This window comes from Actinophytocola sp. KF-1 (assembly GCF_054661535.1).
In genome coordinates, this window is record NZ_BAAFVK010000001.1 from 272980 (window position 1) to 286657 (window position 13678).

General features: G+C 72.1%; 12 protein-coding genes. 3 read left to right on the top strand and 9 right to left on the bottom strand.

Translation table 11 applies throughout. The features are described from left to right. Window positions 1-10 precede the first annotated feature (10 nt). The 4 genes from ACYQ77_RS01365 to ACYQ77_RS01380 all read right to left on the bottom strand — a co-directional run bounded on the left by ACYQ77_RS01365 (window position 11) and on the right by ACYQ77_RS01380 (window position 5435). Entirely contained in the window at window positions 11-1474 is a 1464-nt protein-coding gene (locus ACYQ77_RS01365) for a Wzz/FepE/Etk N-terminal domain-containing protein (RefSeq protein ID WP_459706577.1), read from the bottom strand. Further along, entirely contained in the window at window positions 1471-2736 is a 1266-nt protein-coding gene (locus ACYQ77_RS01370) for an exopolysaccharide biosynthesis protein (RefSeq protein ID WP_459706579.1), read from the bottom strand. Before ACYQ77_RS01370 ends, ACYQ77_RS01365 begins: the two co-directional genes overlap by 4 nt. 196 nt (window positions 2737-2932) lie before the next feature. Next, entirely contained in the window at window positions 2933-4132 is a 1200-nt protein-coding gene (locus ACYQ77_RS01375; RefSeq protein WP_459706581.1) for a glycosyltransferase family 4 protein, read from the bottom strand. Next, complete coding sequence (locus ACYQ77_RS01380; protein ID WP_459706582.1) at window positions 4113-5435, bottom strand: nucleotide sugar dehydrogenase; 1323 nt, start codon at window positions 5433-5435, stop codon at window positions 4113-4115. Before ACYQ77_RS01380 ends, ACYQ77_RS01375 begins: the two co-directional genes overlap by 20 nt. A gap of 190 nt (window positions 5436-5625) precedes the next feature. Between ACYQ77_RS01380 and ACYQ77_RS01385 the strand changes: the two genes are divergently transcribed. After that, window positions 5626-6930, top strand: coding sequence for a UDP-glucose dehydrogenase family protein (locus tag ACYQ77_RS01385; RefSeq protein ID WP_459706584.1), 1305 nt, complete (start codon window positions 5626-5628; stop codon window positions 6928-6930). 368 nt (window positions 6931-7298) lie between these two features. On the opposite strand, the gene ACYQ77_RS01390 is transcribed toward ACYQ77_RS01385, so the two are convergent. Both ACYQ77_RS01390 and ACYQ77_RS01395 read right to left on the bottom strand, forming a co-directional pair. After that, complete coding sequence (locus ACYQ77_RS01390) at window positions 7299-7808, bottom strand: Clp protease N-terminal domain-containing protein (RefSeq protein ID WP_459706586.1); 510 nt, start codon at window positions 7806-7808, stop codon at window positions 7299-7301. Then, window positions 7809-8018 (bottom strand): helix-turn-helix domain-containing protein, encoded by a 210-nt coding sequence (locus ACYQ77_RS01395; protein ID WP_459706588.1) that lies wholly within the window; start codon window positions 8016-8018, stop codon window positions 7809-7811. A gap of 61 nt (window positions 8019-8079) precedes the next feature. On the opposite strand from ACYQ77_RS01395, the gene ACYQ77_RS01400 reads away from it, so the two are divergent. Beyond that, on the top strand, window positions 8080-8904 hold the full coding sequence (locus ACYQ77_RS01400; RefSeq protein WP_459706589.1) for a hypothetical protein: 825 nt from the start codon (window positions 8080-8082) through the stop codon (window positions 8902-8904). A gap of 100 nt (window positions 8905-9004) precedes the next feature. On the opposite strand, the gene yczE is transcribed toward ACYQ77_RS01400, so the two are convergent. Further along, window positions 9005-9634 carry a membrane protein YczE gene (gene yczE, locus ACYQ77_RS01405; RefSeq protein WP_459706591.1) on the bottom strand — a complete coding sequence of 210 codons (630 nt, stop codon included), beginning with the start codon at window positions 9632-9634 and terminating at the stop codon, window positions 9005-9007. A 61-nt stretch (window positions 9635-9695) separates the two neighbouring features. Between yczE and yczR the strand changes: the two genes are divergently transcribed. After that, window positions 9696-11108: a MocR-like transcription factor YczR gene (yczR, locus tag ACYQ77_RS01410; protein ID WP_459706593.1), complete on the top strand. Its 1413-nt coding sequence runs from the start codon at window positions 9696-9698 to the stop codon at window positions 11106-11108. Between the two features lie 380 nt (window positions 11109-11488). Here yczR and ACYQ77_RS01415 read toward each other — a convergent pair whose 3' ends face one another. Together ACYQ77_RS01415 and ACYQ77_RS01420 are read right to left on the bottom strand one after the other, a co-directional pair. Next, window positions 11489-12256, bottom strand: coding sequence for a hypothetical protein (locus ACYQ77_RS01415; RefSeq protein WP_459706595.1), 768 nt, complete (start codon window positions 12254-12256; stop codon window positions 11489-11491). Window positions 12257-12499: 243 nt separating this feature from the next. Next, window positions 12500-13660: a pyridoxal phosphate-dependent aminotransferase gene (locus tag ACYQ77_RS01420; protein WP_459706596.1), complete on the bottom strand. Its 1161-nt coding sequence runs from the start codon at window positions 13658-13660 to the stop codon at window positions 12500-12502. Window positions 13661-13678 lie beyond the last annotated feature (18 nt).

The following is a 13678-nucleotide window of genomic DNA, read 5'->3' on the forward strand; positions in this document are numbered from 1 at the left end:
GTATGCCCTCTCAGCCCTGTGTCCTGCGCTGGGCCAGCTTCTTCGTGGGTAGGTCGTGCACCGGCGCCGACACCGGCGCGAACCGCTTCGTCGGCAGGTCCGCGTTCGTGCCGTTGGTGCCGTTCGTGCCGTTGGCCGACGCCGCGTGCCGCGCCCGCCCGCGCAGCGCGGTGTGCAGGCCGTCCCACAACGTCCCGTCCGTCTTGTCGCGCGGATCCGGGTCGACCAGCACCACGCCGACGATCGGGATGCCCAGCTCCGCGAGCTGGCGGGCCACCGTGTGCAGCCACGCCGTGTTCGCGAACCCGGCTCGCACCACCAGCAGCGTCTCCGAACCCAGGTGCGGCAGGTCCGTCCACGCCGCCCCCGGCGCCACCGACCCGGCGCCGAGCTTCTCCCCGGTCTCCGCCTCGACCGCGGCGACGAGGCCGGCCGCGACCTTCGGCGCGCCCAGCTCCAGCACGGACACCGGGTCGGCGCCCTCGTGCACCAGCCGGACCAGCGTCGCCGTGACCCGTGCGTGCTCCTGCTCCGCCGCCTTCTTCGACAGCAGCCTGCGGCCGCGGCTCGGCAGCTGCGCGATCACCGACGCGCCGAGCCCCTCGGCCACGTCCCTGCGCAGCACCGGCCGGTCCCGCACCACGCCGCTCACCGCGGCCAGCGTCAAGCCGACGACCAGGCCGAACGCCATCCCGATGCCCGCCTGCGTGGCGCCGGTGCGCTTCAACGACGTCCGCACCGGGCGCGGCGCGTCCACGATCTGCGTGCCTGCCGACACCCTCGGCGCACCCAGCCCCGCCTGCTGCGCCTGCTGCGTCAGCTGGCTGATCTGGTCGGTCAGCTCGGCCCGCCGCGCGTACAGCGAGTCCAGGTTCGCCGCGTTCGACGGCGGCGGCGCGTCCTCGCCGTTCTCTTCCTCGTTCTGCGCGACCTGCGCCTCCGCGCCCGAGATCTGCCCGTTGACCTGCTTCAGCTCGGCCTGCACCTGGGCGCGCTGGTCGGTCAGCGCCTTCGCCTCCGCCTGCGCGGCCGACTGGATGCGGCCGATGTGGTCGGCGATGAACGCCTCCGCCATGGCCTTCGCCCGCCGCGCCGCCTCCGCGCCCGTCGGGCCCTCGACCGTCACCTCGAGCACGTTGTTGGTGAGACCGACGACGGTGACCGTCTTCAGGAACTCCTCCGGCCGCTCCGACAGCTTGAGCCGCTTCACCGCGTCCGCCGCGATCCTGGTCGTGCTCATCAACGCCACGTCCGTGCGGATCAGGCTGCCGCCGTCGGACGGGCCGTCCTGCTCGTGCACCACGAGGATCCGGGTCACGGCGCTCGGCGTCGGCGGCATGAAGACCGTCAGCAGCCCGCCCGCGAGGAACCCGAGCAGCGCGAAGCCGATCCACATGCGGCGCCTGCGGCGGATCGCCGTCCACAGCCGCGAGAAGTCGAGGAGGTGCTGCGGGGTGGTCGACTGCGTGGTCACGTCGCACCTGCCAGGACCGGTTCGGTCGGCGCCTCACGCACCACCGCGCGCGTGCGGTGGGTGACCACCAGGCCGAGGACCTCGTGCCCGGCGTCCGCGCAGGCCTCCGTCAACCCCACCAGCTGCCAGCCGGTCCACGTGCCGACGGTGACCACCACCAGCACCCCCGGCACCGCGTCGTCCGGCACGGTCGGCCGGTCCGGGTCCACCTCGACCAGCTGCACCGTCAACCTGGTCTCGGCCGCGAAGTCCGCCAGCCGGGCCGCCGCCCGGTGCGCGGCGGCGTCGTCCGTGCCGACCACCGCCAGCACCCGCCCCGGCCCCGGCGGCAGGTGCTCGCGCAACCGCGCCACCGCGCGGCGGTAACGGATCTCCAGCCCCGCCTCGTCCGCGGCGGGCGGCAGCTCCGCCACCCGCCACGGCCGGTCGTCCACGACCAGCCCGGCCAGCCGCTGCCACACCGACGACGGCGCGTGTGCCGCCGACGGCTCCTCCGGCACGTCGATGGCGCCCATCACCGTCGTGCTCAGCGCCGCGCCGATCTGCGTCTCGTCCCGCAGCCGCTTGTCCGTGCGGGCCACGAACAGGTGCCCGAACAGGCCGAGCAGGAAGAACACCACCGCGCCACCGGCCACGAAGTGCGTCATCGTCGGCGCCGCGGGCCCCAGCGGGCGGTCCGCCGGGCCCATCACCACGATCTTCGACGAGCTCGACACCGTCTCCAGCTCGTCGAGCTTCGCGACCGCCTGCGCCAGCGCCGACCGCAGCGACTCCAGCTCGGTCCGCACCCCGACGCTGTCGATCGTCTGCCCCTTGCCCGCGGAGTTGTGCAGGTCGGAGATCTTCTGGTTGGTCTCGATGATCTGCTGGCGCAGCGTCTCCTGCTGCTCCTGCGACAGCTGCGCCGACGGGTCCGCCGAGTTCGCCATCAACTGCGTGGAGAACGTCACGTACTCCTGCGCCACCCGGTCCGCGAGCTGCTGCGCGTGCTCCGGGGTGTCCGCGACCGCGGTGACCTCGATGATGTTGCCGTCGGCGACCCCGGCCACCACGTCGTCGGCCAGCTCCGCGCCCGACACGCCCCACTGCAGCGCGGCCGCCGTGCGGTCCATCACCACCGAGCTGTGCGCCACCTGCGCCTCGGTCAGCAACTCGTCCGGGTCACGCGGACCCTGCAACAGCACGTTCGCGGACGTCTCGTAGCCGGGGGAGAACACCACCGAGGCACCCGCACCCACCACGGCGCCCAACACTGCGATCACTGAGAGTAACCGCCATCTGAGGCGCAGCACATGCCAGATGATGGCGAGCCGTGCCGTGTCAGCGGTGTCGGAGACAGCGTGGGTCATCGCGTCGGGCCCCCCTTTCGAGGTACTTCGGCACCTGATCGGGCCGGGCGCCTCACGAGTCCCGTCGCGGTTGGCCTGACTTTGGTTACACCCCGACGGTTACTCTTGGTCAAGATGTGGCGGCCTCGTAAGCCGCCAGCAGTGCTTTCTGCGAGTTGCTCCACGCCAGCGGGCCCTCGACGCGCTCCTTGCCGAGCTTGCCCATCCGGGCCCGCTCCTCCGGGTCGTCGAGCAGCCGCGCGGTCAGCCGCGCGAACTCCAGCTCGTCGTTGGCGGGCGCGTACACGGCGGCCTCGCCCGCCGACACCCGCGCCTCCGTCAGCTCGAACGACACGATCGGCCGCGACATGGCCATGTACTCCATGACCTTGTTCATCGTCGACACGTCGTTCAGCGGGTTGTGCGGGTCCGGCGACAGGCACACGTCCGCCGTCGACAGGTACCGCACCAGGTCCTCGTCCGGGATGCGGCCGGTGAACTCCACCACGTCGTCGATGCCCAGCCGCTTCGCCAGCGCCACCATCTCGTCGAACGTGTCGCCCGCGCCGACGAACACCGCGTGCCAGTCGTCGCGGCCCAGCTCGTCACGCAGCAGCGACAGTGACCGCAGCGCGTAGTCCACACCGTCCTGCGGGCCCATCACGCCCAGGTAGCACAGCAGGTGCGGCTTGCCCTTCTTCAGCTCCGGCTCGGGCTCGACCTGCCGGAACCGGTCGATGATCGGCGCGCTGCGCACCACGAACACCTTGTCCGGGGCCATGCCGCCGCGGGTGATCGCGGCCTCGCGGTAGCTCTCGTTCGTCGAGATCACCACGTCCGCGGCCCGGTAGGTGGCCTGCTCAAGGCGGCACACCACCTTGTAGAGGGCGTCCTTGCCCCGGTCGGCGAACCGCGACAGGTACAGCTCCGGGCACAGGTCGTGCTGGTCGAAGACGAACCGCGTGCCCGTGCGCCGCAACATCTTCGCCACCAGGTACAGCAGGTCCGGCGGGTTGCACGCGTGGACCACGTCGATCTTCCCGGCCTTGTTGATCTTGCGCGCGAGCCGCATCGTGTGCCACAGCGCCGCGCCGTACTCCTTGACGTAGCCGCGCGGGCCGCCCGTCGCCGCGGTCAGCGGGTAGCGGTGGATCTGCACACCGTCCAGCTCGACGTACGGCTCCTTGTCCCGTTTCGTCCCCTGTGGACAGATGACGTGCACGTCCCAGCCCGCGTCCCGCAGCGTCTGCGACTCCTGCCAGACCCTGCGGTCGAACGGCACGGACAGGTTCTCGACCAGGATCAGAGCTTTACCAGGCAAGGCCGACATACCCCTTGTCAGTCCGGCGCGTCTCCGCGTCGGGCAGGCGGACCAGGTCGATGAGCGTGCGGTCGGCGTCGCCGCCCTGGGGCAGCGCGGCCAGCACGGCCGGGTCGGTCGTGGCGACCAGGTACACGTCCGCGTGCGCGAGGACGTCCTCGACGGCAGGCGCGAGCAACTGGCCGAGGTGCGGCAGGCGCTGCTCGATGTACTCGCGGTTCGCGCCGAGCAGCCGCGACATGCTCACGTTCGCGTCGTAGATCTTCAGGTCGTAGCCCTTGCCGAGCAGCCGCTCCGCCAGCTCCACCATCGGGCTCTCACGCAGGTCGTCCGTGCCCGGCTTGAACGACAGGCCGAACAGGCCGATCTTGCGCTTGCCGGTGCGGGCCACCAGCTCGAACGCGCGCTTCAGGTGCTCCTCGTTCGACGGCAGCACGTGCGCGAGGATCGGCACGGACACGTCCGCGCGGTGCGCCGCGTGCACCAGGCCGCGCAGGTCCTTCGGCAGGCACGACCCGCCGAACGCGAACCCCGGCTTGAGGTAGGCGGGGCTGATGTTGAGCTTGCGGTCGGCGAGGAACACGTCCATCACCGCGTGCGAGTCCAGGCCCAGCGCCCCGCAGATCGCGCCGAGCTCGTTCGCGAAACCGATCTTGAGCGCGTGGAAGGAGTTGTCCGCGTACTTCGTGATCTCCGCGACCGGGATCGGCACCCGGAACACCTCGCCCGGCAGCCCCTCGTACAGCGCGGCGACCACGTCCCCGCTCACGGCGTCCAGCTCGCCGATCACGGTCTTCGGCGGGTCGAAGAAGTCGCGGACGCTCGTGCCCTCGCGCAGGAACTCCGGGTTCACCGCCACGCCGAAGTCCACGCCCGCGGTCTTGCCGGACGCCTTCTCCAGGATCGGCACCAGCAGGTTCAGGCAGGTGCCCGGCAGCATCGTGCTGCGGAACACCACCGTGTGGCGGGTGTCGCGCTCCGCGATCGCCTCGCCGATCTCCTCCGCCACCCGCTCCAGGTAGGCCGTGGACAGGCTGCCGTTCGGCGCGGACGGCGTGCCGACGCACACCAGCGACACGTCGGAGTGCGCGACCGCGTCGCGGACGTCCGTGGTCGCGCGGAGCAGCCCGGTCGCCACGACCTCCGCCGTCAGCTCACCGATCCGCTCCTCGACCACCGGGGCGTGCCCGCCCATGATGAGGTCGACCTTCGTCGGGTTGACGTCGACGCCGATGACGTCGTTGCCCCGTGACGCGAGGCACGCGGCCGAGACACAGCCCACGTAGCCGAGGCCGAAGACGCTGACTCTCATCTCGTGCCTGCCTGTTCGCGGGCAGCACAAAAGAAGCGTGCCATTACCACGCGTTCCTCCGATGGGATGTTGTGCGGGGCCCCGACGACCGCACCTGGTTCAGACAGTGAGTCGGCCGTCGGGGGGTTCCCGTTACGACACATGTAGCGTTCTTGCTGACGTGTTGGGGATCAGGAGGGGAGTCCGGCCCGTGTTCGTACGGCGGATTGCGGTGGTGGGAACCGGATATGTCGGGTTGACGACGGGTGCGTGCCTGGCTTCGCTCGGTCACCACGTGGTGTGCGCGGACGTCGACGCGGAGAAGGTCAAGCGCCTGTCCAACGGCGAGGTCGACATCCTCGAACCGGGCCTCGCCGACCTGGTGTCCGGCGGTCTCGCCGCCGGGCGGCTCTCGTTCGTGCTCGGCGCGGCCGCGGCCGTCGAGGGCAGCGAGGTCGTGTTCCTGTGCGTGCCGACGCCCATGGGTGTCGGCGGCGTCGCCGACCTGTCCGTGGTCGAGTCGGTGCTCGAGGAGATCGGGCCGCTGCTGCCCGCCGGCGCCGTCGTGGTGAACAAGTCGACCGTGCCGGTCGGCACCGCCCAGCGCACCGCCGAACTGCTCGAGCGCGACGACATCGCCGTCGTGTCCAACCCCGAGTTCCTGCGCGAGGGCTCCGCGGTCCACGACTTCCTGCACCCCGACCGCATCGTCGTCGGCTGCGACAAGCAGGACGCGGCGGAGAAGGTGGCCGCGCTCTACGCCCGCCTCGGCGCCCCGACCGTGCTCACCGACGCCGCGTCCGCCGAGCTGGTCAAGTACGCCGCCAACTGCTTCCTCGCGATGAAGCTGTCGTACGTCAACGCTGTCGCCGAACTGTGCGACCGCCTGGGCGCCGACATCTCCGACGTCACCGAGGGCATGGGCTACGACAAGCGCATCGGCCAGGCGTTCCTGCAGCCCGGGCCCGGCTGGGGCGGCTCCTGCCTGCCGAAGGACACCTCGGCGATGCTGCAGCTCGCCGACGCGGCCGACTTCGAGTTCCGGCTCATCCGCGCCACCATCGACACCAACAACCGCCAGCGCCAGCGCATGGTCGAGAAGGTCCGCCTGGCCGTGACCGGCAAGCGCGGCGGCTCACTGTCGAAGGTGCGCCTCGGCGTCCTGGGCCTGACGTTCAAGGCAGGCACCGACGACCTGCGCGACAGCCCCGCACTGGCGGTGTCCGCGCTGCTGCGCCAGGCAGGCGCGAAGCTGACCGCGTACGACCCGGCCCTGCGCACCGGCGACCCCCGGGCCGACCTGGACGGCATCACCCTGGTCGACGACCCGTACCGCGCGGCGGAGGGCGTCGAAGCCCTGGTGGTCCTCACGGAGTGGCCGGAGTTCCGCGGCCTCGACTGGTCCAAGCTCGCGGAGGTCGTCAACCGCCCCATCGTGGTCGACACCCGCAACCTCCTGGACCCGGACGTCCTCCGCCGAGCCGGCTTCGAATGGCTTGGCCTGGGCCGCCGCTAACCCCACGAGTCCCCCGCCCAGCCCCCGCGAGTCTCCCGTCCAGCCCCCGCGAGTCTCCCGTCCAGCCCCCGCGAGTCTCCCGTCCAGACCCCGCGAGTCTCCCGTCCAGACCCCGCGAGTCTCCCGTCCAGACCCCGCGAGTCTCCCGTTCGGAACCCGCGAGTCGCCCTCTCGCGACCCGCGAGTCCCCCTTCCGGGACCCGCGAGTCCCTCCTTCGCGACTGCCGAGTTGGCGGTTCGTGTGTTCGGCCGTGTGTCGCGAAGCGCCAACTCACCGGTCCTGAACGGGAGACTCGCGCGTCCTGAACGGGAGACTCGCGCGTCCTGAACGGGAGACTCGCGGGGTCTGGGCGGGGGACTCGCGGGGGTTAGTGCCTGTTCAGGTGGGCTCGGATGTCCAGGTAGGACAGGCCGTGGGTGGTCAGTAGCTGGCCTGCCACGCCTTCGTGGGCGGCCAGTGCCAGGAGGAGGTGCTGGTCGTCGAGTTCGCGGGCGCGCAGGGACTTCGCCTGGTCGAGCGCGCCGCGGAGCACATCCTTCGCCGTGCGGGTGAAGCGCGGGCGGCCCGCCGGTGGGACCAGCGCGTTCTTGCCCAGTGCGCGTTCGACGGTCGCCACCACCTCGTCCACGTCGATGCCCAGCTCGCTCAGCACCGCGGCGGCCTCGGCGTCCGACAGGCCGCCCTTGCGCTCGGCCGCGCGGAAAGCCGCGTCGACCGTGGACGCCGTGACGCCTGCGTCGGTCAGCAGCCGCGCCGAGGTCGTGCCCGGCTGGTCGAGGAGCGCGAGGAGCAGGTGCTCGTCGGTCACCTCGTTGCGGGCCTGCCGCGCCGCCGCGCGCACCACGTGCCGCGCGACGGCGGTGAACCGGTTGAACATCTACGCCCTCCCGTGTTTCTTGTGCACCGCCTGGCGCGAGACGCCCAGCTCGGCGGCGATCTCCTGCCACGACCAGCCCTTCGCCCGCGCGTTGCGGACCTGCACGGCCTCCAGCCGTTCGAGGAGCTTCCGCAGCGCCGCGACCGCCTGGAGCCCGACCCGGGGGTCCCGGTCGCCCGCGGCGGCGGCCAGTTGTGTCGCTTCCGTCATGGTGTCAACATAGGTTGACAGCGCGGCACTGTCAACTTGGGTTGACAACTATATTCTGATCATGGTGCCCAGCATCGAGGTGGCCGAGCGGCCCGGCGTCGGGCTGGACGGCGCGGTCCGTCCCAGCGAGGACGTGGTGGTGGTGCTGCCCAACGCGGTCGTGCTGCTCGACGGCGCGACCTCCATCGACCCCGCGCTGCCGTCCGGCGGCTGGTACGCGACCCGGCTCGCGCGCGAACTGTCCGGCCGCCTCGTCGGCTACCCGGACGCCGACCTCGCCGACCTGCTCGCCGCCGCGATCAAGGCCCTCGCCCGCGACCAGGGCCTCGTGCCCGGCGAGTCCCCGTCCAGCACGGTCGCGCTGCTGCGCTGGAACGACGCGGTCGTCGAGGCCCTGGTGCTGGCCGACAGCCCGGTCGTCGCGTTCACCGACGCGGGGCCGCGGCTGCTGACCGACAACCGCCTCGCGACCATGCCGAGGGGCAGCGGCTACCGCGACCGCCTCGCCTCCGGCGCGGGCTACGGCGACGACCACCTGGTGGCACTGCGCGCCGCGGCCACGTCCATGAGCCGCCGCCGCAACACCGAGGGCGGGTTCTGGGTGGCGGAGGCCGACCCCGACGCCGCACACCACGCCGAGCGCGCGACCTGGCCCCGCGCCGACGTCCACACGGTCCTGATGGCGACCGACGGCGTCTCGTGCGGCGTCGACACCTACGGCGTGTTCCCCGACTGGGCCGCCGTCCGCGACCTCGCGCACACCAGGGGCGCCGAAGCCGTCCTGGACGCGGTCCGCGCCGCCGAACACGACGACCCGCACGGCACCCGCTGGCCCCGCGCCAAACCCCACGACGACCAGGCCCTGGTGGTCGTCGACTTCACGTAACGCGAGTCGCGCTCTCGGACACATCGAGTTGGTGTTTTCGTGCACCTGCACGAAAACACCAACTCGGTATGCGTGAGAGCGCGACTCGCGAGGTCCGGGGCTAGGCGGTGGGGCGTTCGTGCCAGGTGACGTACGGCAGGAACGCCTGCACCAGGGGGCCGATGGCCAGTGCGTACAGGACGGTGCCGACGCCGACCGTGCCGCCGAGCAGCCAGCCCGCCGTGAGCACGGTCAGCTCGATCGCCGTGCGGACGAGCCGGATCGACCACCCCGTCCGCGCGTGCAGCCCGGTCATCAGCCCGTCCCGCGGTCCAGGGCCCAGACGGACGCCGATGTACGCCGCCGACGCGAGCCCGTTCAGCACCACCCCGGCCACCATGAGCACGATCCGCGGCACCAGTGCCGACGCCGGCGCCACCACGGCCAGCGTGAGGTCCACCGCCACCGCGATCACCAGGATGTTCGACACCGTGCCGATGCCGGGGCGCTGCCGCAGCGGGATCCAGCACAGCAGCACCAGCGCGCCGGTCAGCGCCGTGACCGTGCCGAACGTGAGCCCCGTCAGCTCCGACAGGGCCTCGTGCAGCACGTCCCACGGGTCGAGGCCCAGACCCGACCTGATCATCAGGCCCATGCTCGCGCCGTACAGGGCCAGCCCGCCGAGCAACTGGGCGAGACGCCGGACCGGGGACGTGCGGACAGGAACCTGATGAAGATCGACCAAAGCCATGTGGCCATGCTTCAACCGCCATTGGCTTGTCATCAATAACCAATCCTCATAAATTGGCCTGGTGAACGCGAGACGTCTGGCACACCTGCTCGGCAACTGGCGCCGGCACGGCTCCCGGCAGGGCGCCGCCGACCTGGCCGCCGGCCTGCGGCTCCTCATCCTCGACGGCCGCCTCCCCGCGGGCACGGCCCTGCCACCCGAACGGGAACTGGCCGCCGCCCTCGACGTCAGCCGCACGATGATCGCCGGGGCCTGGGAGCGGCTGAAGGCCGACGGGCTCGTCGTCAGCCGCCGCGGCGCCGGGTCGTGGACCGCGATCCCCGCGCCCGCCGCCCACCGCGAACCACCCGACGAGCCGGGCACCATCGACCTCGCCCGTGCCGTGCCACCCGCCATCGCCGGGATCGCGGCCGCCGCCGAGACCGCCGCGCCGCGGCTCGCCGCCGAGCTGTGCTCGCACGGCTACTACGAACAGGGCATGCCCGACCTGCGGGCCCGCCTCGCCGACCGGTACACCGCCCGCGGCCTGCCCACCACGCCCGAGCAGATCCTCGTCACCAACGGCGCCCACGTCGCGCTCGCCATGGCGCTGCGCCTGTTCACCGGCCCCGGCGACCGCGTGCTCATCGAGCAGCCCACCTACCCGAACGCCATCGAGGCCATCCTCGGCGCCCACGCCGTGCCCGTGCCGGTCGCCATGGCCGACCACGGCTGGGACCTCGACGGCGTCGAGGCCACGCTCCGGCAGGCCGCGCCGCGCCTCGCCTACCTGATCCCCGACTTCCAGAACCCCACCGGCGCCCGCCTCGACGAGGACGGGCGCAGGCGGCTCGGCGCCGCCTTCCGCCGCGCCCGCACCCCCGTCGTGATCGACGAGACCAACGTCGACCTGGACTTCACCGCCGAGCCGGTGCCGCCGTTCGCCGCGTTCGGCGGTGACCTGGCCGTCGCCGTGGGCTCCGCGGGCAAGTCCTACTGGGGTGGGTTGCGGCTCGGCTGGATCCGCGCCACCACGGAGGTCGTCGCCCGGCTCACCGCCACGCGCCGCGGCCTCGACCTCGGGTCGCCCGTGTTCGAGCAGCTCGTGCTGAGCGAGCTGCTCGACGCACCGCCCGAACCGATGCTCGACCGCCGCCGTGTGCTGGTCGAACGGCGGGACACCCTCGTCACGTTGCTCCGTGACCAGTGCCCGGACTGGACGTTCACCGTGCCGGCCGGCGGGCTGAGCCTGTGGTGCCGCCTGCCGGCGCCGGTCAGCACGCGGCTCGCGGCCGTGGCGCAGAACTTCGGTGTCCGGATCGCCCCCGGCTCGTTCTTCACCCCGCACGGGGGACTCGAGCGCTACTTGCGCGTGCCGTACACCCAACCGGTTGACGTGCTGGGTGAAGCGGTACGCAGGCTCGCCGCCGCGGCCGCCTCAGTGGCTGAATGTCGTGCCCCGATCGCGGAGAACGGGTTCATTCCGGTCACATGACTGGACCGGAGGACTGTATACAGGGTAGAAAGCAGTGCGCTGGATGGCCTAGTCCACTGTCGGCCGATCGGTCGGTCGAGGGGGAACGCCATCCAGCGCACTGCTCACCTCTGGGTGCTCGGCAGGGGCCGGCCGGCACAGCCCCTCGTTGTGCCGGCCGGGCGAGCTGCCAGAGGGGAGGAGCCCCGGCGCCGCGGGGGCATCGCGGCGCCGGGGCCAGGTCCCGACCTGACCGGGCGCGGTCGGCAGGTCGGGTAGCTTGTGGTGTTTTCGGGGGACGCCGGGAGCGTTCGTTCGGACCAGTGGGTTCGGCCGCCTGGGTTACGTCAAACGTCGTTGTGGGCAGCTGGGGACACAGGTGTCCGGTGTCGCCGGCTCGTTCAGTCAGGCGTGGACGCGGGTAAGCCGGCGTCCCGGCCCGCGGCGTTCACCGCGCGGCTGCGAGTGGTGAAACCGGCGTCCGCCGGGTGGGCGAGCGTGGCGTGCGAGACCAGCACGCCGTGGGTGGCGCGGGCGTTGCCCGCGTGGTCGTGAGCTGCCGATACCGAGGTGCCGGGCGCGGACGGGCCGGCGGGGGACTTGACCGGTTCCGGGTCGGAGCCGGTGCCTGCCCGGTCGCCTGCGGGGTCGTGCTCCTCGGCGACGGCGGTCCGCGGCGCGGTGACCGGCGCAGCGGCTGGCTTGGGGGCGGCGGCCACCGGGGCGGCTGCCTGGACCGGCGGCGCGGGCTCCGGTGCCACCGGCTTCGGCGCCGGGGCGACGGGCTTCGGTGCGGGCGCGGGCGCGGGGGGCGTCTCGGCGCGCTCCGTCACGGCGGTGCCGGTCGTCCAGTCGTCGGCGGGCAGCACCGCGGGCAGGTCGACCGGTTCCGGTGTGTCCTTCTCGACGGGCACCAGCAGCGCCGTGGTCACGTCGGTGACCGGTGCGGTGATGCCCGCGATCGTGTCGGTGAGCCCGCTGACCGTCTGGGTGACCCCGCCGAGGAGGCCACCGAGGAGACCACCGGAGGGCTGCTCCTGCGTGTGCGGTTGCTCGTCGTGCAGCGCGGTCGCGCCCGCGGCACCGGCGAACACCACGGACAGGAGCCACCCCGCCGCCGCCATGGCGGCGAGGAGCAGCCCGCGGCGAAGCAGGCGACCCAGCTCCACCGCGACCACCACCGTCCGTCAACGCGAGTAAGTCGGCAGGGTGCCGTGCCGACAGTGCACACTATCTAGCACCACACCGACACTGTGCACCCTAGCCGCGTGAGATCCACCCGGAAAGACGGCAAAAGCGCACCGTATCGGCCGTATGGGGCAATGTTGATCACGTCTGGTGATCCTTTGTGCCGCCGACGTGGCGGTGCCCATCCGCCCCACCCGTTCAGGTTTTCGCGCGGATGCGTTCCGTCACCCCAGCTTGTGGAGCCGCTCGATCGCCTCGTCGAGCACCTCGTCCTTCTTGCAGAACGCGAAGCGGACGATGTGCCTCCACTGCTGTGGTGAATCGGTGAAGACCTGAACGGGTACCGCGGCGACGCCGATGCGTTCCGGCAGCTGCCTGCACAGCTCGAGGCCGTCGGTGAACCCGAGCGGCCGGACGTCGGCGCACACGAAGTACGTGCCCGCGCTCGGCCGCACGCCGAAACCGGCCGCGGCGAGCCCTTCCGACAGCCGGGTCCGCTTCTCCGCGAGGTCGTCCCGCAGCTTCGCCACCCACGCCGACTCGTGCGCCAGCGCGTGCGCCACGGCGGGCTGGAACGGCGCGCCGCCGACGAAGGTCAGGAACTGCTTGGCCGCGCGCACCGCGCCGACCAGCTCGGCCGGCGCGCAGACCCAGCCGATCTTCCAGCCGGTGCAGTTGAACATCTTCCCGGCCGACGAGATCGTCACCGTCCGCTCCGCCATGCCGGGGAACGTGCACAGCGGCAGGTGGGGCAGACCGTCGTAGGTCAGCGACTCGTACACCTCGTCGGTGATCGCGATCAGGTCGTGCTCGACGCAGAGCGCCGCGATCCCGGCCAGTTCGTCGCGGGTGAACACGGTCCCGGTCGGGTTGTGCGGCGAGTTCACGAGGATCGCCCGCGTCTTCGGCGTGATCGCGGCCCGCACCGCGCCGAGGTCGACGGAGAACCGCTCCCCGTCGACGAGGGAGACCACCTTCCTGGTCGCCCCGGCGAGTGCCACGGAGGCCGCGTACGAGTCGTAGTAGGGCTCGAACAGGATGACCTCGTCACCCGGTTCCACCAGCCCCAGCAGGGCCGACGCGATGGCCTCCGTGGCGCCGACGGTCACCAGGACCTCGGTGTCGGGGTCGAACTCCACCCCGTACGGGGCGCGCTGGGCGGCGATCGCGGCCCGCAGCTCCGGGCGGCCGGGGCCGGGCGGGTACTGGTTCACGCCGGACGCGATGGCCTCCTGGGCCGCGGCGAGCATGCTCGCCGGGCCGTCCGTGTCGGGGAAGCCCTGGCCGAGGTTCACCGCCCCGGTCCTGGTCGCGAGCGCGGTCATCTCCGCGAAGATCGTCGACGTGAAGGGGGTCAGGCGGGACACGAGAGCAGGACGACGCACGGTCTCGCATCCTCACGG